Origin of the sequence: Rhodococcoides kyotonense, assembly GCF_001645385.1 — a bacterium.
Taxonomy (GTDB): domain Bacteria; phylum Actinomycetota; class Actinomycetes; order Mycobacteriales; family Mycobacteriaceae; genus Rhodococcoides; species Rhodococcoides kyotonensis_B.
In genome coordinates this window covers 40,312-62,103 of record NZ_LVHI01000038.1, presented here as the reverse complement: position 1 = coordinate 62,103, position 21,792 = coordinate 40,312, and the positions used below count along the sequence as shown (strand labels likewise).

The 21,792-nt window shown below is 66.6% G+C and carries 17 protein-coding genes; 12 read left to right on the top strand and 5 right to left on the bottom strand.

The features are described 5' to 3' along the window. Positions 1-50 precede the first annotated feature (50 nt). Both A3K89_RS21960 and A3K89_RS21955 read left to right on the top strand, forming a co-directional pair. Positions 51-746 carry a response regulator transcription factor gene (locus tag A3K89_RS21960; RefSeq protein ID WP_068431025.1) on the top strand — a complete coding sequence of 232 codons (696 nt, stop codon included), beginning with the start codon at positions 51-53 and terminating at the stop codon, positions 744-746. Positions 747-887: 141 nt separating this feature from the next. Further along, positions 888-1,259, top strand: a complete 372-nt coding sequence (locus tag A3K89_RS21955; RefSeq protein WP_068430709.1) for a response regulator transcription factor — start codon at positions 888-890, stop codon at positions 1,257-1,259. A 5-nt stretch (positions 1,260-1,264) separates the two neighbouring features. Here the strand turns inward: A3K89_RS21955 and A3K89_RS21950 are convergent, their stop codons facing one another. After that, a complete protein-coding gene (locus A3K89_RS21950) occupies positions 1,265-4,930 on the bottom strand; it encodes an nSTAND1 domain-containing NTPase (RefSeq protein WP_068430706.1) in 3,666 nt (1,221 codons plus the stop codon). Positions 4,931-5,118: 188 nt separating this feature from the next. On the opposite strand from A3K89_RS21950, the gene A3K89_RS21945 reads away from it, so the two are divergent. Continuing rightward, complete coding sequence (locus tag A3K89_RS21945; protein ID WP_347812639.1) at positions 5,119-5,418, top strand: helix-turn-helix transcriptional regulator; 300 nt, start codon at positions 5,119-5,121, stop codon at positions 5,416-5,418. A 3-nt stretch (positions 5,419-5,421) separates the two neighbouring features. On the opposite strand, the gene A3K89_RS21940 is transcribed toward A3K89_RS21945, so the two are convergent. Both A3K89_RS21940 and A3K89_RS21935 read right to left on the bottom strand, forming a co-directional pair. Further along, positions 5,422-6,519 carry a DUF475 domain-containing protein gene (locus A3K89_RS21940; RefSeq protein WP_068430703.1) on the bottom strand — a complete coding sequence of 366 codons (1,098 nt, stop codon included), beginning with the start codon at positions 6,517-6,519 and terminating at the stop codon, positions 5,422-5,424. A gap of 108 nt (positions 6,520-6,627) precedes the next feature. Then, positions 6,628-7,203 carry a TerD family protein gene (locus tag A3K89_RS21935; RefSeq protein ID WP_068430700.1) on the bottom strand — a complete coding sequence of 192 codons (576 nt, stop codon included), beginning with the start codon at positions 7,201-7,203 and terminating at the stop codon, positions 6,628-6,630. Positions 7,204-7,436: 233 nt separating this feature from the next. Here A3K89_RS21935 and A3K89_RS21930 point away from each other — a divergent pair, with 233 nt between their 5' ends. The 9 genes from A3K89_RS21930 to A3K89_RS21890 all read left to right on the top strand — a co-directional run bounded on the left by A3K89_RS21930 (position 7,437) and on the right by A3K89_RS21890 (position 17,406). Beyond that, complete coding sequence (locus A3K89_RS21930) at positions 7,437-8,540, top strand: hypothetical protein (protein WP_068431020.1); 1,104 nt, start codon at positions 7,437-7,439, stop codon at positions 8,538-8,540. Between the two features lie 59 nt (positions 8,541-8,599). Beyond that, a complete protein-coding gene (locus tag A3K89_RS21925) occupies positions 8,600-9,757 on the top strand; it encodes an HpcH/HpaI aldolase/citrate lyase family protein (protein WP_068430697.1) in 1,158 nt (385 codons plus the stop codon). Then, a complete protein-coding gene (locus A3K89_RS21920; RefSeq protein WP_084423981.1) occupies positions 9,754-12,087 on the top strand; it encodes a phosphoribosyltransferase in 2,334 nt (777 codons plus the stop codon). The genes A3K89_RS21925 and A3K89_RS21920 overlap by 4 nt, the downstream gene beginning before the upstream one ends. Further along, positions 12,084-12,914 carry an HAD family hydrolase gene (locus tag A3K89_RS21915; protein WP_174551490.1) on the top strand — a complete coding sequence of 277 codons (831 nt, stop codon included), beginning with the start codon at positions 12,084-12,086 and terminating at the stop codon, positions 12,912-12,914. Before A3K89_RS21920 ends, A3K89_RS21915 begins: the two co-directional genes overlap by 4 nt. 75 nt (positions 12,915-12,989) lie before the next feature. Further along, the gene (locus tag A3K89_RS21910) at positions 12,990-14,465 is read left to right on the top strand and encodes a hypothetical protein (protein ID WP_068430694.1); all 1,476 of its coding nucleotides are present in this window, start codon (positions 12,990-12,992) and stop codon (positions 14,463-14,465) included. After that, positions 14,462-15,208, top strand: coding sequence for an ESX secretion-associated protein EspG (locus A3K89_RS21905; RefSeq protein WP_068430692.1), 747 nt, complete (start codon positions 14,462-14,464; stop codon positions 15,206-15,208). The genes A3K89_RS21910 and A3K89_RS21905 overlap by 4 nt, the downstream gene beginning before the upstream one ends. 64 nt (positions 15,209-15,272) lie before the next feature. Continuing rightward, positions 15,273-15,869, top strand: coding sequence for a hypothetical protein (locus tag A3K89_RS21900; RefSeq protein ID WP_084423979.1), 597 nt, complete (start codon positions 15,273-15,275; stop codon positions 15,867-15,869). Beyond that, on the top strand, positions 15,869-16,090 hold the full coding sequence (locus tag A3K89_RS21895) for a helix-turn-helix domain-containing protein (protein ID WP_068430689.1): 222 nt from the start codon (positions 15,869-15,871) through the stop codon (positions 16,088-16,090). The genes A3K89_RS21900 and A3K89_RS21895 overlap by 1 nt, the downstream gene beginning before the upstream one ends. Positions 16,091-16,191: 101 nt before the next feature. Next, the gene (locus tag A3K89_RS21890) at positions 16,192-17,406 is read left to right on the top strand and encodes a TerD family protein (RefSeq protein WP_068430686.1); all 1,215 of its coding nucleotides are present in this window, start codon (positions 16,192-16,194) and stop codon (positions 17,404-17,406) included. A 68-nt stretch (positions 17,407-17,474) separates the two neighbouring features. On the opposite strand, the gene A3K89_RS21885 is transcribed toward A3K89_RS21890, so the two are convergent. Together A3K89_RS21885 and A3K89_RS21880 are read right to left on the bottom strand one after the other, a co-directional pair. Continuing rightward, positions 17,475-19,013: a glycosyltransferase family 87 protein gene (locus tag A3K89_RS21885; RefSeq protein ID WP_174551496.1), complete on the bottom strand. Its 1,539-nt coding sequence runs from the start codon at positions 19,011-19,013 to the stop codon at positions 17,475-17,477. Positions 19,014-19,095: 82 nt separating this feature from the next. Beyond that, a complete protein-coding gene (locus tag A3K89_RS21880) occupies positions 19,096-21,612 on the bottom strand; it encodes a transglycosylase domain-containing protein (RefSeq protein WP_240931470.1) in 2,517 nt (838 codons plus the stop codon). Between the last annotated feature and the right edge of the window lie 180 nt (positions 21,613-21,792).

Below are 21,792 nucleotides of genomic sequence, written 5' to 3'. Positions count from 1 at the left end.
GTCGGGCGGGCGGATCGATTACTGCCCATCGGGTGAAACAGGGGCAGGACATGACTTTCGGCACGGGGGAATCGACGACGTCGGCGGACGGCGTCGCGTCACGCAGGATCGGTCTCGTCGAAGACCACGAATCCGTTGCGATGGGACTGCGAGCGATCCTTGCCGACGAGTCCGATCTCGACCTGGTGGCCGTCGCCCCCACCGTCGACGAACTCCTCGTCCAGACTCGGGTTCTCGATCTGGTCGTTCTCGATCTTCGTCTCGGCGACGGGTCGTCGCCCCGCGCGAACGTCGAGAAGCTGCACTCCTGCGGGATGCAGGTACTCGTCTACACCAGCGCCGAGAACCCGTTCCTCGTCCGTTCCGCCGCACGCGCGGGTGTGCTCGGGGTCGTCCGCAAGTCCGAACCGGCCGCGGCGATCGTCTCCGCGATTCGACGCGCAGCCGATGGCGGTCAGGTCGTCACCACCGACTGGGCCGCGGCCATCGACGGTGATCCGCAGCTTCCCGACGTCGGCCTCAGTCCTCGTCAGCGCGAAGTCCTGGCCCTGTACGCGTCGGGCGAGAAGGCGGGCCGCGTCGCACGGCTGGCGGGGCTGTCGGAACAGACCGTCAACGACTACCTCGTTCGAATCCGCAACAAGTACGCCGAGGCAGGCCGACCGGCTCCGACCAAGACCGATCTGTACAAGCGCGCCGTCGAGGACGGCTGGCTGCCGATGCCGGAAGTGCATCCACACAGCTGACGGCCTGCGCGGGCGGGCGAAAAGGTTGTCGGTTCAATGCCCCTAGTTTTCAGGGCAGGACAGTCCGGTCGCCAGCTGTGAAGATTTAGTTTCAGCTTTGGTTGTGCATTGCCACAACATTTGGAACCCGGGGAGAATCTCATGTCAGCTAGCTTCGAAGCCGCAGTGGTACGTCCGTCGAGCGCGGTCGGACCCGTCGTCGAACTGTCGACGCGGCGCACCATGAGCCTCGTCCCGCCGCCCGTTCAGCTACCCCCGTCCACACCCGCGACCGGACCCTTTTTGCCCAGGCCGATCCTGACGGACCGCGAAGTTCAGGTTCTGACGGGCTGGATCCGCTGCGACTCGAAGACCGCGGTGGCGAAGTCGTTGTTCCTGTCCCTCGGAACCATCAACACGCACCTGACGCGTATCCGCGCCAAGTACGCAGCCGTCGGCCGTCCCGCGTCGACGAAGGCCGCCCTCGTCGCCCGCGCACTGCAGGACGGCCTCATAGACATCGCGGATCTGTAAGGCTCTCAACACAATTCGCGGTACGGCGAGCCGGGCAGGTACTGCTCCCACTCGTCGGGCGTCACCGACAAGCCGCCGCCATCGCACATGCGGGAGGCGACCTCGTCGGGATCGGTTCTCCACACACGTAGATCCTGCTTCGGTCCGCCGGCGACGACAGCGTTGCCGTCGGCCGTGAAGACGGCGTCGTTCACTCGGTCCCCGTAGGCGGTCAGCGTCGCGTAGCTCTCCGGATTCCACGGATCCTTCACGTCCCAGATCCACATCGACCGACCGCCCACGCCGGCAGCGAGGCGCGTACCGCTCGGGTCGAAGGAGAGGGAGTAGACGGCGTCGCGCGGACCGTGGATCCGCGCGACGTGTCGGGGAGCCGTCGAATCCTCGACGTTCCACAACCGGACCGTCCGATCAGCGCTGCCCGCAGCCAGAATTCGCCCGTCGGGGTCGAAGGCGACCGTCGTCGCATCGTCGTCGAATCCGTCCAGGGTCGACGTAAGCCTCGGTGTGTCGGGCACCGTGACATCCCACAGTTCGACGACGTCGGCCAGAGTAGGGACGGCGAGCACGCGGCCGTCGGGACTGAAGGCCATGACCTGCGGGTTATTGCCTGCGTCGAACGTGGCCAGCTGTACCGGGCGGTCCGGTGTGCTCACGTCCCACAGCGAGATGTCCGACGAGTTCTGCGGTGACACGGCCAGCAGGTCACCGTTTCTCGAGAATGCAAGGGCTCCGACGAGCGTCGCGACTGCGGGGTGCGGCCCGCCCAGCGGGATCGGGTTACGCGGGTTCTCGATGTTCCACAGCTGAAAGGCTCCCGACGCGGTGCCACCCGCGACCACCGTTCCGTCCCACGAGATGGCCGCGGCACCCGTCAGCGGGTCGGAGGGCACGGTCGACGTCAGATTCTGTCCCGCAGAGACCGGTCGGTCAGGATCTGTGACGTCCCACAATCGCAGCCCGTCTCCCCGTGAGCCGACACCCGCGACGATGCGGGTGCCGCTGCCGTCGATCGGATTGACGAACACGGTGTCGGTCTGGCCGCTCATCACCGGACCCGGCACCGGCCACAGGCGCGTGATCCCGTCCTGGCCTGCGGCGATCAGCGACCTGTCGTCCGGGCTGTACGCGACCGACAGAATCACACTCGAACCAGGCAGGACCTCACGCGGATCGTCGGTGGCGGCATCCCAGGTCCGCATAGAACTGTCCGAGCTGACCGCCGCGAGCTCCGAACCGTCAGGGCTGAATGCGACGTCGTTGACGTAGCTGGTGAACCCGGTCAGCGCGGGCCTGCTCGTGAGGCCACCACGCTCGTCGACGGCCCATCGCGCCACCTCCCGTCCGGTCGTCCCGGCGGCGAGTGTGCGGCCGTCCGGCGCGAACGCGAGCGACAGATAGTCGTTCGTCGAACCGTCGGCGGGCACATCGACGACGGGCGCTCGCAAGTCCGCTGTGTTCCAGACCCGCAACGACCGCCCGACGCCCGCGATCACGAGCAGCGCACCGCTGGGGGCGAACGCGGCGGCGTTGACGGCGCCCGACGTCCCGGGATTCGCGACGAGAGCAGGTGCGCGACGGTCCGACACATCCCACAACGACACGTCGCCCTGCGCGGACACCATGACCAGCGCACGACCGTCCGCGTCGAACGCCAGCACCTTCGACCGGGCATCGTCCACGGCAGCCAGCTCGACGGGCGTATCCGGATCCGAGACGTCCCACAGACTCGTGCCCGACGCGCCTCCGACGGCCACGATCGGCTCCGAGGGCGCGAAGGCAAGTGCCGTCGCCGACCCCGGTCCTGACAGCGTGATGGTCCCGCGGGGTTGCGCGGCCGACCCGTCGACCGACCACAGACGCACGACGCCGTCCGCGCCCGCCGTTGCCAGCACGGTTCCGGTCGAATCGATCCGCGCCCGCGATTGCCCGGGAACGCCGGGGAGCCGCACCGGCGCGTGGATTGCCGACGCGTCGAGCAGCGCCGAGCGCGCAGCCTGGGTCGGGTTCGTCTCGTACGCCGCGAGCGCAAGGTGTACCGACAGGCCCGGATCGAGCTCGCGGAGTCGCTCTGCGGTCCCGGCGACCTGTCCCGCCAGCGCAGACTCCGCGTCGGCACGGCGTTGGTCCGCGTCTGCTCGTGCGGAGAAGGCGACGCCGGCGGAACCGACTGCCAGGACCGTGACGACGGCGAGGGCAGCAGCCAGTCCCTCCAACACCCGCCGCCGACGACGACGCTGCGACCGGAAATGATCGACCCGGTCGCGGCTCGCGGCGAGGAAGTCACGTTCGACGGCATTCAGGTCGTCGCGGTTGTCACCGTCTGCCAGCGAGTCCTCGACGGCGTCGAGTCGACTGCGGGACAGAACCGACCCGGTGTCGCGTCCGGCCTCGTCCCACAACACCGCGGCGTCGGTGAGCCTCCTGTGCGTCAGCAACCATTGCCGATCGTCCGCGATCCACAGCCGCATCCGGTCCCAGGCCGTCAGCAGCACTTCGTGGGTGACCGACACGGCTTCTTCCTCGACCGTCAGCAGACGACTCGCAGTGAACGCCTCCAACACCGTCTCGACATCGGCGTCGACTCCGTCGCCGTGGAACAGCTCGGCACGAGCCACGCGTCGACGCGTCAGTACCTCGCCGTCGATGTCGACCAACCGCACGAAGATGCGTCGTGCCTGTGCTTGCTGGGCGGGTGTCAACGACGCGAAGACCGTCTCGGCGCTCTGCTGCACGGCACCGGCGAGTCCTCCGGTGGCGTGATAGTCGTCGACCGTCAGCCTGTTCCCCTTGGCCAACTGCCACGTCGAGAGAAGGGCGTGCGACAGCATCGGCAGCGCGCCCTGGTCGTGTGCGAACGTCGAGCCACGAGGCTCGAACTCCTTGGTCAGCGCACGCAGCAGGGCGTCGTCGACGGTCATGCCTGCCTTGCGCGCGGGCTCGACGATGACGTCGGCCACCTCTTTCGGACCCAGTCGCCCGACGACGACGGGACTGTCACCGAGTCCTCGGACGAAGACGTCTTCCCCGATGGCGTTCTGATAGAAGTCCGCACGCAGACCGAAGACGACCACGACGCTCGAGCCGTCGAGCACCCGTCGGACAGCGTCACGGAACGCGGCTCGCTCGTCGTCCGTCGCCAGCGTCCACAGCTCCTCGATCTGATCGAACACCAGGACTGCAGTGTGCGTCTCGGTGTCGACGAAGTCCCGCGCTCCTGCGAAACCGGAACGAACCGTGACACCTTCTCGGGCGCCCGCCAGGCCCGCACGCAGCAACGAGGATTTGCCGGAGCCCGACGCCCCCAGCACGACGAAGAACCATTCACGATCCTGCTCGCCGAACGCTTCGAGACCCTTGTACGGCGCCTGCCCCTTGCGCGAGTGCTTCCGCCCCGGGGACGAGCGGACCCGCCCGACGGCATCCCACCACCGTTGTCGCTCGGCTCTGCTGTCCACTCCGCATGCGGCAAGTACCCGGTCGAACATCTCCGAGCTGGCCTTCACCGGCACATGATGCCCGGAGAACCATCCGCTGACGGTGCCGTGCAGGCCGCCCGAGCGCTCGACCAGTTCGCGATACGTGACACCGGACTGCTCGCGCAGAGCGCGAAGTCCGGCTGCCAGCTCGGCCCTGGTGACTATCGCCGAGGGATCGGGGCGGTCGGTATTCATGCGCGAACTATAGGGCAATACCGGCTCTTCGCCAGGTCAACGCCCAACCGGATGTATTGACCCTGTACGGACTCGAGCGACGAAGTGGCACACCGAGCGGCTGTCCGTGCAAAATCAGACCAGGCGGTCGGACGCCGGCGCCCGGGAACACCCGGCGTCGAACCCACTCGAAGGAGGTCGAACACGTAATGACCCCACCACGTCCGCCGAACCCACCCTCCGATGACGATTCGCCCCTGGACCGGGACGGTCACCTGTATCGCAAGCCCCCGCTGAGCGCACGCGAGGTCGAAGTCATGATCGCGTGGTTCGCGTCGGACTCGAAGCCCGAAGCGGCCAAATCGGTGCACATCTCCGTAGGCACCATCAACACGCACCTGACGCGCATTCGCCAGAAGTATCTGTCGGTCGGGCGTCCCGCACCGACGAAGGCCGCCCTGTTCGCGCGTGCGCTACAGGACGGCCTGACCAAGCTCGACGATTGGTGACGTCTAGACGTGCGTGTGCGTGTCCACGCCCTCCGATTCCAGCTTGCGGTTGCGCATGATGCTGCTGACGAAGGCCGCACCGATGAAGAAGACGCCGACGAGACCGGTGATGATCTCGTTGATGTGCACGCCGATCGAGACCAGCAAGATGACGGCCAGCGCACCGATGGCCCAGTGTGCGCCGTGCTCGAGGTAGACGTAGTCGGACAACGTGCCCTTGCGGACGAGGTAGACCGTGATGGAACGGACGAACATCGCACCGATGAAGCCGAGGCCGAGCGCGATGATGATCGGGTCCGCGGTGATGGCGAACGCGCCGATGACGCCGTCGAACGAGAACGACGCGTCCAGCACCTCGAGGTAGAGGAACAGGAAGAAGCCCGCCTTGCCGGTGGCCTTGGCGAGGTTCGACGGCCCGCCCGAGGACTCTTCGCCCTCTTCGTCCACGTGGAACAGTTCACCGAGACCGTTGACGGCGATGTAGGTGATCATGCCGAGCACACCCGACACCATGACGGTGGAGATCTTGTCGTCCTCGGCGAGGAACTCGGCGCTGAGCACCAGCAACAGACCTGCGACGACGACGGACAGCTGGTCCAGACGGCCGATGCGCGCGAGCGGCTTCTCGAGCCAGCTCAGCCACGTGATGTCGCGGTCCTCGAAGATGAAGTTCAGGAACAGCATCAGCAGGAACATGCCGCCGAACGCCGCGATCTGCGGGTGCGCGTCGGTCAGCAGCGTCTCGTAACTCGGTGAGCCGTCCGGGAAGTACGCGGCGTCGTCGGCCGGCGGGTTGAGCGCCAGGTCGAGAGCCTCGACCGGCCCTTTGCCCGACGCCGCCCAGACGATGACGAGCGGGAACAACAGGCGCATGCCGAACACGGCGATCACGATGCCGATGGTCAGGAAGATCTTCTGCCAGAACTCGCTCATGCGTCGCAGCACGGTCGCGTTGATGACGGCGTTGTCGAACGACAGAGACACTTCGAGGACGCCCAGAATCGCGACGAGGAAGAGCGCCTGCCAGCCACCGTAGAGGAAGGCCACGACCATCGAGACGAGGGTGACTCCGATGGACCAACCGAATATTCGCAGAACCACTGTCGGTGGCCTTTCTCTTGCCATCGTGAAGAACGTCAGGAAACGGGAAAACCCCCGCCCATCATGGAGGATGGAACGGGGGTATCCCCAATCTTGAGAACGCCTTTACTAGACGTTTACTCCGAAGTCGCGGGCGATTCCGGCGAGTCCGGAGGCGTAGCCCTGACCGACCGCGCGGAACTTCCATTCGGCACCGTTGCGGTACAGCTCGCCGAAGACCATGGCCGTCTCGGTCGAGGCGTCCTCGCTGAGGTCGTAGCGAGCGAGCTCCGAGTTGTCGGCCTGGTTGATGACGCGGATGAACGCGTTGCGCACCTGACCGAACGACTGCGAGCGGGCATCGGCGTCGTAGATGGAGACGGGGAACGTGATGGAATCGACGTTCGGCGGAACAGCAGCCAGATCGACCTTGATCTGCTCGTCGTCGCCCTCGCCCTCGCCGGTGGTGTTGTCACCGGTGTGCTCGATGGACCCGTCGGGAGACTTGAGGTTGTTGAAGAACACGAAGTGCTGGTCGCTCAACGCCTTCTTCTCGGTGCTCAGCGCGATGGCGCTGGCGTCCAGGTCGAAGTCCGTTCCGGTCGTCGTACGAATGTCCCAGCCGAGACCGACCGTGACCGCGGTCAGGTTGGGAGCTGCCTTGGTGAGTGAGACATTGCCGCCCTTGCTGAGGCTGACGCCCATGGAGAAGTCCTTTCGATGTGGATTCCGCTACGGCATTCACCGTAGTGGTCGTGTGTCCGATTCGTGCGAGTTCATCCGGTTGTACTCAGCCAACGCGCGCACCGCACGCCGAAGTTCCCGTCAGTAGTATCGGGCTCGTGACAAGTCGCTGGCCTGGGGCCTTTCGCCGCGGAGGGGGAGCCGAATCCGCCGCGCGCGCGTCGCAGGACACCGCCGTCGCCGCGTTCCTCGACATGGACAAGCGACAGTCGATCGCGTCGACCGGCGTCGACGCCATCAAAGCACTGACGCCCGATCGTGACGTCTCGTCCGCGTGGGCGGGCGCGCAGAAGAAGTGTTTCGACGCCGGCGCGGCGTATCTCGCCGCGATGGACCAGTTCGACGGCGTCGCCACACCAGCGGCGCAGGCTGCGTTCGACAACGCGACGCGCGCACTCGGTGAGGCGAGCCGAGCAGTCGATGCGTTCTACGAGGCGCACCGCACCGACCTCGAGCAGGCTCGGGCGATGCTCGCCGCCACGCCGCGCCTGGCGCAGGACGCGAAAGCCCTCGCACAGAAGGCCCAGATGGCCGTCGCCGATGCCGACGAGAAATTCATCGGCTATCCGTCGATCCGCGCGGCGTGGTCGTCGGTCGACGCCGCCGTCGCAGCTCTCGATGCAGCGATGGCGTCGCAGAACGCCCTCGGTGCACGCGCCGCTGCAAGCGACCTCCGTGATGCCTCGAGTGCGCTGGAGGCGGCGATCGACGCGGCCCCGGCACGTGAGCGCGAGGCACGCTCGGCCCTCGCTTCGGTGCGCACGCGCCTCGAAGCCGTCCGGACACGCTCCGAACGCCTGGCACCTGCCTTCTCGACGCTGCTGCGTGAGTTCAACGTCGCCAGCTCGGCGGATCTGTCCGGCAACGAGAAGGCCAGCGATCGCCACATCGAGCAAGCTGCCGAGGACATGTCGGCGGCCCGTGCAGCGGCGGATTCCGGAAATCCCGAGCAAGCATTGGACTACATCACGCAGGCGCGAGCACACCTGAGCGACGCGGAGGAGCTCGTCGACGCGGTGACCGACCGCGTCGACCTGCTTCGTGCAGTGAAAGCCAACCCGCGAGAGAAAGAACAAGCGGTGCGTTTCAAGTTACGAGACGCCCAACAATTGGCGCTCAACCGCGGACTGGTTGCCGAGTGGGGATCGGTATTGGATGCTCAGCTGGCTCGGATCGAGCGAGCAAGCACCGCGTTGACCGGAACCCACCCGGACTACTGGTCGTATCTGCAGGATCTGGACAGTATTTCCGGATTCATCGCCGGGGTGATCGACCGCATGCGAGCCTCCGCCCGATGACACCCGGCTCGGCAACACCTGCCGCGGCAGGACCCGATCGACAACTTCTAAGGAATCCGGTGCAACACTTTCGACACCTCGACGCGGCCACCCAGGCCGCGCTGTTCTTCCGGTCGCCGTCGCCTGTCGACCCGAACGGCGACTTGGCCAGTGTCGCAACGGCTCTCGGAGCCACGTTGTACATGCCTGCGACACGGCAGGACCTGACGGCCACGCTCGTCAAACGCAGCACGGAAGGCGTCTGCTCGTTGGTGATCGACCTCGAGGACGCCGTCGCCGACGACAATCTCGAAGAGGCCATCGGCAACACCGTCGCGACGCTCGACGAGCTCCACCTCTCCGACGATCTGGGCTCGCTGGTATTCGTCAGGGCTCGTACACCGGAACAGATCCGACGCATCAGCAAAGAGGTCGCACACGGCGCCCGCGCGCTGTCCGGCTTCGTGGTCCCGAAGTTCACGGCCGCACGCGGCGCGTCGTTCCTCGACGAGATCGCCGCAGCCTCCGACGTACACGGCAAGCGGTTGTTCGCCATGCCCGTTCTTGAGTCCAGGGAGGTGCTCTTCCGCGAGACACGGGACGCGGAACTGATGGCGATTCGCGAACTCCTCGTCGCGCACCGGGACCGCATCCTCGCCGTACGTATCGGTGCCACCGACATGTGCGGCACCTTCGGCATCCGACGCGACCGCGACCTGACGATCTACGACGTCCGTGTGGTCGCCGACGCGATCAGCGCCATCGTCAATCACCTCGGCCGTTCGGGGGATTCGGGATTCGTCATCACCGGCCCGGTCTGGGAGTACTTCGCCGACCACGAACGCATGTTCCGCCCGATGCTGCGGCAGACGCCGTTCGTCGAACACGAAGCGGTACGGTTCCGTCAGCAACTCGTCAGCAGCGACCTCGACGGGCTGCTGCGTGAGGTCGCACTCGATCGAGCCAACGGAATCCAGGGCAAGACCGTCATACATCCGTCGCATGTTCCTGCCGTGCACGCACTGTCGGCCGTCACGCACGAGGAGTATCACGACGCGCTCGACATTCTCGAGTCGAACTCGGGCGGGGTACGCCCGTCCGGATACCGCAACAAGATGAACGAGCTCGGCCCACACCGCAATTGGGCCCGACAGACCATGCTGCGCGCGAATGCGTTCGGCGTCACCAACGAAGGGATCACGTTCGTGGATCTGCTCACGGCATTGGCGGGCCGATGACGACGCCCAACCCGGCATCGGGTGTCGTCGTCACCGGCACCGGGTCGTCGTCCGACTGGACGGTGGAGCAACTCGTCCAGCCCGGACTACGCCGAAACCCCAGGCGCGCACATCTTCTCGTGTCGGAGGTGCTCGGCAAGCACATCCCGGTGGACCCGGAGGTCGTGACCGCTGCCTCCGATCGCCTCGGCGCTCTCGTACTCGACGCCGTTGGCGGATCCGACGTCGTCGTACTCGGATTCGCCGAGACGGCAACCGGTCTCGGCCACGGCGTCGCAGCCCGGCTGAACGCCCACTGCTACCTGCACTCGACGCGTCGAGACGTGCCCGGCATCGAGGTGTACGGGGAGTTCCAGGAGGGGCACTCGCACGCGACGGACCACCGCCTGCTGCCGACGTCCGCGGACGTTCTGGACGTGCCGCTGCCGCTGGTTCTCGTCGACGACGAGATCTCGACCGGCAAGACCGCGCTGGAAGCGATCCGCTCGGTGCACGCGACGACGCCGCGGCAGCACTACGTGATCGCGTCGCTCGTCGACATGCGTGCGCCCGAGCACCGTGCCCAGTCCGATTCCGTCGCAGCCGAACTCGGTGTCGTCATCGACAGCGTCAGCCTGGCTCAGGGCAGCGTCGACCTCGGTGACACACTCGTCGACGACGTCGCCGCGCTGCCCGAGCCGCAGTTCAATCCCGTCGCGGACAAGGCCGGAACCGTCACGCGCGTCGACGCGGAGTGGCCCGACGCGGTTCCCGACGGCGGCCGCCACGGCTTCCTGTCCTTCGACACGCCTGCGTTCGAGGCGGCGATCGCCCGCGTCGCCGCACAGGTCGACGCGGCACTACCACCGGGCGCGCCGATCGTCGTGCTCGGACACGAGGAATTGATGTACCTGCCGCTTCGGTTGGCGTCGATTCTGCGGGCGGGCGGACATCCCGCGCTGTTCCAGACCACCACGCGCTCACCGGCATACGTGCTCGATCGACCCGACTACCCGCTGCGACGCGGCTTCCAGTTCATCGCCCCCGAGCACGGGGAATCCGAGGCGCGCTACGTCTACAACGCGTCGGGACCCGAGGACGCGATTCTGGTCCTGGTCGTGGACGATCCCGCGGACACGGAACGCCTGTTCGGCGAAGGTGGAGCTGCACGGACTCTCGCGGCGTCGGGATCCGACGTTCTGGTCGTGGTGGTCTCGGGGGCCGATCCGTTGGCGCTCACCGCATCACGCCGCGCGGTTCCGTTGACCGGGCCGGCGTTCGGATCGTACGCACCACATGAGGTCACCTGGCTGCTGAAGGATCTCTCGCACGTCGAACTCGAAGCAGGAATCACCGAGCGCGAGAGGAACATTCAAGCGGGTACCGCGCACTACGCCGAGTCGCTCCCCATCGAGTACCAACCCGATGTCGCCTACCGCGAGCTGTTCGAGAAAGTGCTGCAGGAGAGCGCTTCTCGCTTGGCGATCGCCGTCGGAACGGTGACCGAGATCGTGCTGGCCGAGCGCGGCCACGATGTCGTGCTCGCGTCCCTGGCACGGGCGGGAACACCTGTCGGCATTCTGATGCGGCGCTGGGCACACCAGGTGCACGGACTCGAGTTGCCGCACTACGCGGTGTCGATCGTCCGCGACCGCGGAATCGACTCCGTTGCGCTGCGTTACCTCGCCGACAACCACGACCCGGGCAAGGTCGTCTTCGTGGACGGATGGACCGGTAAGGGGGCGATCGCTCGTGAGCTGACCGCGGCGCTCGACGCGTTCGACGGTCCGCGGTTCGATCCCGACCTCGCGGTCCTCGCCGATCCGGGCCAGTGCGCGCGCACCTACGGCACGCGTGACGACTTCCTGATCGCGTCGGCATGCCTCAATTCGACGGTGTCCGGACTGGTTTCACGCACCGTCCTCAACCGCGATCTGATTCGCGACGGCGAGTTCCACGGGGCGAAGTACTACGCGGACCTCGCCCCCGACGACGTGTCCAACCACCTGCTCGATACCGTCGCCGCGCAGTTCGACGCCGTACGCGACGATGTCACCGCCTCCGTCGCCGCGGTGACCGCGTCCGATCGCACGCCGACGTGGTCGGGCTGGGCATCGGTGGAGAAGGTGCGCGACGAGTTCGGAATCTCGCACGTCAACTTCGTCAAGCCGGGAGTCGGGGAGACGACGCGGGTACTTCTCCGACGCGTTCCCTGGCGAATTCTGGTGCGTGACATCGACGCTCCGGAGCACGAGCACATCAGGATGCTCGCCGCTGCCCGCGGAGTACCCGTCGTCGAGGTGCCGGATCTCGCGTACTCGTGCATGGGATTGATCAAGGACGTCACGTGAGCGTTCTGATCTCGGTCGACCTGGACCGCACGATGATCTATTCTGCTGCGGCACTGGGGTTCCCCGTCGACGATTCCGTACGCTGTGTCGAGATGTACGACGGCGCTCCGCTGTCCTACATGACACACGTGGCCGCCGAGTCCCTGGAGACGCTGACGCGCAGGGCCGTCGTGGTGCCGACGACGACGCGCACCATCGAGCAATTCCAGCGGATCGCGCTACCGGGTGCGCCGTGGCGATACGCCATCACCAGCAACGGCGGCAACATTCTCGTCGACGGCGTAGCGGATCAGGCGTGGCGCCAGAGCTTTTCGACGGTCGACCTGGACGGTGTGCGCGGCGAACTGGAACGCCGCGCCGTCGGCGACTGGGTATTGAAGCGTCGCACTGCCGACGACCTGTTCTGCTACCTCGTCGTCGACACGGCATCGATGCCCGCGGACTTCCTCGCCGACTGGTCGACGTGGTGTGCCGAACGCGGATGGAACGTCTCGCAGCAGGGCCGCAAGGTGTACACGATGCCCGACGTCGTCTGCAAGAGCCGAGCCGTCGCAGAGGTGCTCTCCCGCTGCATCGACGACGGAACCCTCGACGCCGACGCCGTCACACTCGCGGCAGGCGACGGCGCCCTCGACGCCGAGATGCTCATCGCCGCCGATCGGGCGATCCGGCCGAAGCACGGCGAACTCGAACTCCTCGGCTTCAGACACGAGCGGCTCGAGGTCACGGACGCGGCGGGCGGCAAGGCGAGCGAGCAGATACTCGCGTGGATGCACGCACTGGTCGAACAGGACGGAACCGTGGGCGTCGGAGGTGCGTCCAAGTAGTCGAGGTCGGTTCGTAGCTGGGGGGATACGGATGAACACGCAGGTAGACGGTTCGGGCATGCCGTGGGGGTCCCTGTGAGCCCGGAACCGGAGTTCGTTCTCTCCGATCTACCCGGCGTGATGGAGAAGCTGGACGTCGCTCTTCCGTCCGTTCTGCAGGGCGGATCCCCGCTGCCGTTGGGGCTCGCGCTGGGACTCGACGGCGTGGTCTCCGACATCTCGAGGCGCGCCGGGTACGCCGTTCGGTACGACGGACCCGGCGGTGCGGCCGACGACGTGTTCGACGCGATGAGCCACGCCGAGATCTACGGCAAGGTATCCGAGTTCACCCCGGACACGTTGCAGAACATGGCGAACAACTGGCGCACGATCGGGGGGAACGCGTCCAAGGACGCCGGGCAGTTCGCGTCCGATATCGGCAACGTCATCGGCCAGGACTGGCAGGGTGCCGCTGCCGAGGCGGCCGGAGCGGGCGTGCAGCGCTACGCGGTGTCGGCCGTCGAGCTGATGATCGCGTCGCACACGTTCTCGGGTACGATCGCCGCCGCACACGACGCCCTCTCCGACACCAAGAGCAGCGTGCCTGCGCCGCAACCGATCTCGAAGACCGACCGCGTCCTCGACGTGTTCGCGTCGGTCGGCAACCTCGTCGTCCCCGGTTCGATGAAGAATTCCCAGTTCGAACGCGACGAAGCCGAGGAACAGGCTCGTACGATCATGAAAACGCTGTACCAACCAGCCATTCGCGACGCGAGCGACCGTATTCCGGTGCTCCCTCGGGCGCTCGATCCGTTGAACGGCGGCGAGGCGGGTGGCTCGGGCTCGGGTTCGGGGCACTACGTTCCGTACGGCGGGTCCTCGGGATCGACCTGGTCCGGTGGAGGGACGCCGTCGTCGGGCGGCTCACTTACCGGCCCGCAGAGCGACCCCGATGGTCGGTCTGGGTCGACCGCGACGACGACGCCGTCGACACCCCAGGAAACCACGACGCAGGCAGCAGGCTGGACTCCGACGTCCGGTGACTCCGCCTTCGGTGCGCCGACGGCTTCTGCAGCCGGCAACGGGGCTGGCGGCGGTTCCATGCCCGGTGGCGGTTCCACGTCCGGTGGCGGATCGATGCTCGGTGCACCGGTCGGCGGTCAGGGCGGTGCAGCTGGACCCGGTGCGGCTGGACCTGGTTTTCCGCGATCCAATGGACGCCTCGGTGGCGGTTCGGGCGCCGGCGGAATGGGTGGACCCGGCGGCTTCGGCGCAGGCCCGCGTGGTGGCTCGTCTCTCGGTGGATCGGCAATCGGTGGGTCGACGCTCGGCGGCGCACCGTCGGGCGGCCCGAGCGGAACGGGCGGCAGCGCAGGCGGCGTCGCAGGTGCGACGACGGCACAGGGGCGTCCCGGCGCACCGGGCATGGGCGCGATGGCACCCGGCGCGGGCAGAAGCGGCACCGACGGCGACGACGTCCACAAGACTCCGGGCTACCTTGTCGACGCGATCAACGGTGACGAGCTGATCGGCACCCTTCCCCTGGTCGCGCCGCCGGTGCTCGGCGAATGATACAGCGGCAGTGGGTTTTTCGCGGCCTCGAGTTCCGGAGCCTGATGCGCAGCGTCGGTCGGGACAGGCTCCCGTTTCCGCTTCAGTTCCGTCCGCTCGTCGCGTCGGCGGAGGAGTACGCCCGGCAACAACACGACGCCGAAGTCCTGGCGGCGTCCGCGCTCGACGGCGATCTTCGAATCTCGTTGCGTGTCCTCGTAAATCCGACGTACCGCATCGAGGTCGTCGGTCACCACCGGCGGCGTGGATCCGAGCCGGAGAAGGTTCGCGCGCACGCTACAGTGCAGCACGACGTGGGCGTCGTCCTGGCCCAGGATCCCGGCGTCGACGACGCGACCGGACACGACGTGACGGTCACCCTCGTCGACAGTCGTCACGCGGCACGTCTCGTCCTCGGGGCTCTCCCCGTCTGCGGTTCGGGTGACACATCACGGCTCGACGTGCCTCGGAGACAAGCGGATTCGAACGAGGCCATGATGCGTGCTGCGACGCGCACAACCGACCGCGAGCGCGCCGACCAACTTCTCGGCCGTCCCCAGTCGAGTGCGGGCGAAATTCTGATCTGCAGAGGTGCGTCGATCGACGGACGCCCCGACGACACCGCAGCCGGCTTTCACTGGATCGACATCGACGGCGACGGACGCTACATCGTCCGGCACGGATCGATCGTCAGCATTCTTCCCGCCTCCCCGGCGGATCTCGAACGGGAGGTGAGGCGCGCAGTCGACGACGTCACCCGTTGACACCCCATCGATTTTCGTTACCCTATCGATAGTCGTTGTTATCGATCGTCGATATGGAGGCATCGTGAAGAACCAGCTGGGCTCGGTGCGCCAGAACAAGCTGCTTGCATGGGGGTTCGCCGCGGCAATCGCGATCTGGACGGTACTGAACCTCGTACAGTTCCACCGCTCGTCCACGGTCGACGCCACCATCGAAGCATCGGAGAAGCAGCCCGCCCTCCCGATGTTCGGCGCCGAGTTCACGCCGGGAAACATCGTGGAGATCACCGTCGCGAAGTCGGATCTGGGCCACCTGCAGGGGTTCGTCACCTTCTGCGGATACGCCCAGCCCATCGCCGTGATGGTCGTACTGTTGTTCGGCCTGCTGTTTCTCTACCGATTCACCGTCGACGTGCTGACCGGGCAGCCCTTCACGAAGCGCGCCAACTCGAACCTGCTCATGGTGGGCGTCGCGGTCGTCGCCTACCCGATCGTGCCGGGCATCTTCGGACGTCTCGGCACGAATTCCGTCATCGGTGCACTCGATCTGGATACGTTCGACTCGGCGAGCTCGGCCGTGGGTGTCTGGACAGCGATCGGAATTGCGTTCTTCCTCCAGATCGTGTTCGCCGCCATGCAGCAGGGCGCCCGATTGGCCGAGGATACCCAGGGCCTCGTCTGATGGGTGACGCCCCCGACCACTTGATCACCTGTCATCTCGGCGAGGTTCTCGACGACCGCGGAATGACGCTCGCCGAGCTGTCACGTCTGGCCGGAGTGAGCGTCGTGAATCTCTCGGTCCTGAAGAACGACCGGGCCAAGGCAATTCGATTCTCGACGCTGACCGCCATCTGTCGGGTGTTGAACTGCAGCCCGGGCGAGCTGTTCACCGTCCGCGACTGAGCACGAGCAATCGGACAAATCGACCCAGTACATTGGAAGAGGCCATCCGCTATCCCACTCGAATCGAAGGACACACATTGTCTGCTCCCGCCGGTCAGCCCTTGGTGAAGGGACAGAACGGACCGATCTCCGCCAGTGACGTGATCGTGTCGGTGCAGCTCACCGCGCCCGCTGATCTGTCGGCCCTGCTGGTCACCTCCACCGGCAAAGTCCGCTCCGACGCCGACTTCGTGTTCTTCAACCAGCCGCAGGGACCCGGTGTTCGCCTCGTACCCGGCGCAGCCGGACAGCCCGCGCAGCTGGCCATCTCGCTGGCGCAGATCCCCGCGGACATCGAGCAGATCCGTGCCGTCATCACGCTGGAGGACGCGTCGAGCAACTTCGGTCGTTCCGCGCCGCCTACGGCGTTCGTCTCCGACGGGCAGGGCACGCCGCTGTTCCACTACACCGTCGACGGCCTGAGCAGTGAATCCATCGTCATCGCGCTCGAGGTGTATCGGCGCGCAGGCGCGTGGAAGGTCCGCGCCGTCGGCCAGGGATATGCCGGTGGATTCGCCGCCCTCGTCACCGATCACGGAGTCAGCGTCGACGACGAGCCCGCCGCACAACCCGCGCCGGCGCAGCCGGTCTCGACCCCCGCGCCGACGCCGCCTCCCGCCCCGCCTGCACCCACGCCCCCGCCTGCCGCGCCCGCGGGACCGCCCGAGGTCACTCTCACCAAGGCTCGGCCCGTCAGCCTCACCAAAGGCCAGAAGGTCACGCTGCGCAAGGACGGCGGCGTCGCGCTGACCATCATCCGTATGGGCTTGGGTTGGGATCCGGTGCAGGCTCCGAAGAAGACGAGTTTCTTCGGGGGCGGTAACCGAGGCGGAGGAAACATCGACCTGGACGCGTCGGCGATCCTGTTCGCGGGCCGAAATGTCGCCGACATCGTCTACTACGGCCAGTTGAAGTCCAAGGACAGCTCCATTCTGCACCAGGGTGACAACCTGACCGGTGAGGGCGAAGGCGACGACGAGGTCGTGAACGTCGACCTGACCCGCGTGCCCGCGCACATCGACGCGATCGTGTTCACCGTGACGTCGTACCGCGGCCAGACGTTCGAGCAGATCCAGAACGCGTTCACCCGACTCGTCGACGACACCAACAACATCGAGTTGGCGCGGTTCACGCTGCAGGGCGGCATGCCGTTCACCGGACTGGTCATGGCCAAGGTCTTCCGCGAAGGCGGCAACTGGAAGTTGCAGGCGATCGGCGACGGCATCCAGGCCAAGCACGCAGGCGAGGCGGTCCCTCAGCTCGGCAAGTACCTGTAGGCAGGGAAATAGCCCCGCAAATGCATATGCATTTGCGGGGACATGCCACGCAAACGCATATGCGTTTGTCAGGACGTGGGTGCCGGCTCGTCTCGACGGCCGGCAACCCGCGTTCTGCCTGCGATATCGGGTGCACCGTCGAGCACTCCACCTACGGGATCGTCGACGCCGCCGCGCCGCACGAGATCCTCGGAGGGCCGGTAGATCTGGCGTATCACCAACGCGCACAACAGCACTACCGCGATATCACGCACGACGACGGTCGCGGTGAACCACTGCTCGGGTATTCCCTTGTTCTCGATACCGAGGTAGTAGTACATCCGCGGAAACCAGACCAGAGCATCGATCGTCATCCACGCCAACAGAATTCGACGATGGGGCAGCGCCAACACCGCGAGCGGGACGAGCCACAGCGAGTACTGCGGACTCCACACCTTGTTGGTGAGCAGGAACCCGGCGACGACGAGAAACGTCAACTGCGCCAGCCGAGGTCGGGTCGGCGCGTTCATCGCGATGTAGGCGACGCCGACGCACACCGCGGCGAACAGCAGCAGTGTCACCGCGTTCAGCACCATGGGCTTGTCGCCGGGATAGAGGGTTCCGTCGAATCCGGTCCATCCCGTGAACGAAGAGATGACGTTGTAGAGGGAGTCGGGATCCGCGCCGCGCGACGAGTTGAGCCGGAAGAACTCGTACCAGCCCTGCGGATACAGCAGTGCTACAGGGAGATTGACGGCGAGCCACGCCGCCAGCGTCGAGCATGCGGTGATGTACCAGTCGCGCATCTTGCCTGCGCGCCAACACAGTACGAGGAGCGGCCCGAGCAGGAACAGGGGATAGAGCTTGGTCGCGCCGCCGAGTCCGAGTAGAACACCGGCCAGCACCGGACGTTTCCTGCTCCACGCGAGAATGCTGCACGCGGCGAAAGCCGTTGCAAGAGCGTCGAAGTTGGTGAACGCATGCACGATCACCAACGGTGATCCCGCGACCAGCGCGGCATCCCAGATTCGGCGTCCGGCAGAAAGAGCCGTCGCCCACACCGTGATCAACCATGCGAGTACGAGACCGACGACGACGACGTTGAAGTAGACGACCACCTGTAGCGCCTGCGGAAGGAACGGCATCGCGGTCCAGGCTTTCGCGACCACCATCGAGCCGTACTGGTACAGGCCGGACAGAACCGGATACTCCATGTATCGGATCTGGGTGGTCCCGTCGGAATTCGCTTCCTCCCAGAACTTCTTGTACGGGAAGGCGCCCTCGTCGAGGCGTTCGGCGCCGTACAGAGGCACCGTGTCGGAGTAGCACATCGCGACGTACTGACGGCTTCCGCTCCAATCGAGGCCTAGGGCACCCTCGGGTCCGTTGGGTGCCTGCTGAATGCATCCGGCCTTCGCGAACCAGCCGAGGCTCAGGAACACCACGGCCAGAAGGAGCAGAACCCGTAGTGGCGTCATGAATTGCTGACGCCCGATCACGGCATGCTTACCGGCCGGGCCGCCGATGACCGCAGCCAATTCTGCGGTCATCGGATCGGTCACGGCGGGCTGATCCCGCGCGCGGTCGGACGAGCGATCGGGAGCGAGCGGACCTGGGCTCGCCAGCATGCGGTCTCGATGAGTCGTTCCGCGGGCTGCACTCCGGCCGGTTGCGGGCCGGGAGGATCCGTCGTCGCTCACTCCGTGAAGGCTACCGGGCCGGCTCGGGCTCGATCTCTTCCGGCGTCGCCGGCGACTGGGGGGTCGCCGGGGATTGCGTCGTCGGCGCGGGAGCGAGTCCCGGGAGCGGGATCGTCACGCCGGGAAGGATCTCGACCTGTCGAGGCGTGATGACGACAGGCGGGGAGATCTCCGTCGGAATCGGAAGCGTGACCGCTGGCGGAACGGTCGTCGGCGCCACGGACGGCGCGGGAGCGGCAGGGGCCGTGTACTGCGGCACGCCTGCCTGACCGGCGATGGGCTCCGGCGTCGGGAAGGTCTCGTTGGAGGTGCCTTCCAACGCACCGTCCATCGTGTCCTTCCAGATGTCCGACGGGATGCCCGAACCGTAGATCGAGCCACCGTAGCTGTTCTGCAACGGCAGGCCCTGCTCGGTGCCGACCCAGACCGCCGTGGACAGCGACGGCGTGTAGCCGACCATCCAGGCATCCTTGTTCTCCCCGGTGTCGCCGAGCTGCGCGGTACCGGTCTTGGCCGCCGACTGACGTCCACCGGCCAGGTTGTGGCCGTTGGAGTATCCGGCGATCGGACGCATCGCGGCAGTCACGTTGTCGGCGACGGCCGAGGACACGACCTGCTCACCCGGCTCCACGCCGCGATCGAGCAGCACGGTTCCGTCGGCGGTGACGACGCGCTGCACGAAGTGCGGATCGTGGTGGACACCGGATGCGGCCAGCGTCGCGTAGGCCGAGGCCATGTCGATGACACGCGACTGGTACTGCCCGAGGACGATGCCGTTGTTGGGACCTGCACCGTTCGGCTCGGTCAGCGTCGGGCCGATGCCGGGAAGCTCTTCTGCCACGCCGAGCTTGTGTGCCATGTCGGCGATGGACTGCGGACCGTCGTCCATGGACAGCTGCATCCGGTAGAAGCTCGTGTTGAGCGAGCGCTTGAGCGCTTCCGCGATGGTGCAGGTGCCGCAGGATTCGCCTTCGACGTTGCCGATCGAGATGCCGTTCACGGTCAGCGGGGAGCTGTCGTACATCTGCGACAGCGGGATGCCTTGGTCGAGGGCTGCGGCGAGGCCGAACACCTTGAACGACGAACCCGTCTGCAACCCGGACTGCGCGAAGTCGAATCCTCGTCCGTCCGCGCCGCCGTAGTAGGACTTCACGGCGCCGGTTCTCGGATCGATGGACACCGAGGCGGTACGCAACTCGGACGGCTCGCCCTCGAGGTTCGAGTTCACCGCATCGATCGCCGCCTGCTGTGCGACGGGGTCGATCGTCGTCGTGATCTGCAGACCCTCGGTGTTGAGGTCCTGCTCGCTGACGCCCGCGGCAGACAGTTCACGCAGAACCTGCGACTTGATCAGGCCGTTGGGACCGCTGTCGGTGTCGGAGTTGTCGGCCTGCGCGCTGGGCACCCACTGGGGGTACTGCATCGCGGAGCGTTGCGCCTGGTCGAGGTTGCCCTGCGACACCATGCCGTCGAGCACGTAGTCCCAACGGGACTGCGCACCTTCCGGGTTGAACTCCGGATCGAGTCCCGACGGCTGCTGAATGGTGGCCGCGAGCACGGCACCTTCCTCGATCGACAGCTGATCGACCGGTTTGCCGAAGTACGCCGTCGACGCCGCGGCGATGCCGTACGCACCGCGGCCGAAGTAGATGGTGTTGAGGTACGCGGCCAGAATGTCGTCCTTGGACCACTGGCGAGCCATCTTCGACGAGATGACGAGCTCACGCATCTTTCGAGTCAGCGTGCGCTCGGAACCGACGAGGGCGTTCTTGACGTACTGCTGGGTGATGGTCGAGCCGCCACCTGCGCTGTCGCGGCCGAGAACGTTGTCGCGCAACGCGCGACCGAAACCGGTGACCGAGAAGCCGGGGTTCGAATAGAAGTCCCTGTCCTCGGCCGACAGCACGGCGTTACGAACGTGCAGCGGGATCTGGTCGATCGTCACGTCGGTGCGGTTGCCCTCCGGCGGGACGACGCGACCGAGTTCGGTGACGCCGTCCGACGCGAGGATGGTCGCAACCTGGTTGGTCTTTATGTCACCGGGACGCGGGACGTCCTCGACGGTGTACGCGACCATGAACGCCAGGATCGGGACGATGAGCCCCAACGCGATCAGGACGTACAGAGTTCGGCGGACGGTACGCCAGCGGGACTTCTTCTTCGTTTTCGCGGCAGTACCTCTCTCGGGCGGCTCGGGCGGTTCACTGCCCGAAGAGCGTGGGGATGTGTCGTCCGGCGGCCCAGCCGGCGGAATGCCACCTGCGACGCGGGACGTGGGTGGGCCCTCGGGGCCGCGACCGGACACAGGGGGACGACCGGGCGGAGGGCCGACGGGACGTCGTCCGGGCGGAGGGCCTTGTGGACGCGCGCCCTGAGGGGGCGGACCGGGCCGCGAACCCTGCGGCGGGCCTTGCGGCGCTCGGCCGGGAGGTGGCAGCAACGGCCTACCCTGCGCGTCACGCTGCGGCGGCGGTCCGACGGGACCCTGACCGGGAGGGCGCTGGCCAGCGGGCCGCTGAGGAGGCATCGGACGGCCACCGGGAGGCGGCGTCGACGAGCGAGGACCAACGGGAGGGGGACCGGACGGTGGGGGGCCCGAAGGACGTCGGCCGGGGCCTTGATCAGCGGGTCGCCTGGGATCGCGATCTCCAGGCCGACCACCCGACTGGTTGTCGTAGGGGTTGCTCACGTACAGGTCTCCAGTAGT

Excerpts from the sequence above, each read along its gene's own strand:
- A3K89_RS21945 (WP_347812639.1), top strand. The coding sequence starts at position 5,119 with ATGACCCCACCACGTCCGCCGAACCCACCCTCCGATGACGATTCGCCC.
- A3K89_RS21960 (WP_068431025.1), top strand. The coding sequence starts at position 51 with ATGACTTTCGGCACGGGGGAATCGACGACGTCGGCGGACGGCGTCGCG.
- A3K89_RS21955 (WP_068430709.1), top strand. The coding sequence starts at position 888 with ATGTCAGCTAGCTTCGAAGCCGCAGTGGTACGTCCGTCGAGCGCGGTC.
- A3K89_RS21895 (WP_068430689.1), top strand. The coding sequence starts at position 15,869 with ATGGGTGACGCCCCCGACCACTTGATCACCTGTCATCTCGGCGAGGTT.
- A3K89_RS21950 (WP_068430706.1), bottom strand. The coding sequence starts at position 4,930 with ATGAATACCGACCGCCCCGATCCCTCGGCGATAGTCACCAGGGCCGAG.
- A3K89_RS21935 (WP_068430700.1), bottom strand. The coding sequence starts at position 7,203 with ATGGGCGTCAGCCTCAGCAAGGGCGGCAATGTCTCACTCACCAAGGCA.
- A3K89_RS21920 (WP_084423981.1), top strand. The coding sequence starts at position 9,754 with ATGACGACGCCCAACCCGGCATCGGGTGTCGTCGTCACCGGCACCGGG.
- A3K89_RS21885 (WP_174551496.1), bottom strand. The coding sequence starts at position 19,013 with ATGCTGGCGAGCCCAGGTCCGCTCGCTCCCGATCGCTCGTCCGACCGC.
- A3K89_RS21880 (WP_240931470.1), bottom strand. The coding sequence starts at position 21,612 with ATGCCTCCTCAGCGGCCCGCTGGCCAGCGCCCTCCCGGTCAGGGTCCC.
- A3K89_RS21905 (WP_068430692.1), top strand. The coding sequence starts at position 14,462 with ATGATACAGCGGCAGTGGGTTTTTCGCGGCCTCGAGTTCCGGAGCCTG.
- A3K89_RS21930 (WP_068431020.1), top strand. The coding sequence starts at position 7,437 with ATGGACAAGCGACAGTCGATCGCGTCGACCGGCGTCGACGCCATCAAA.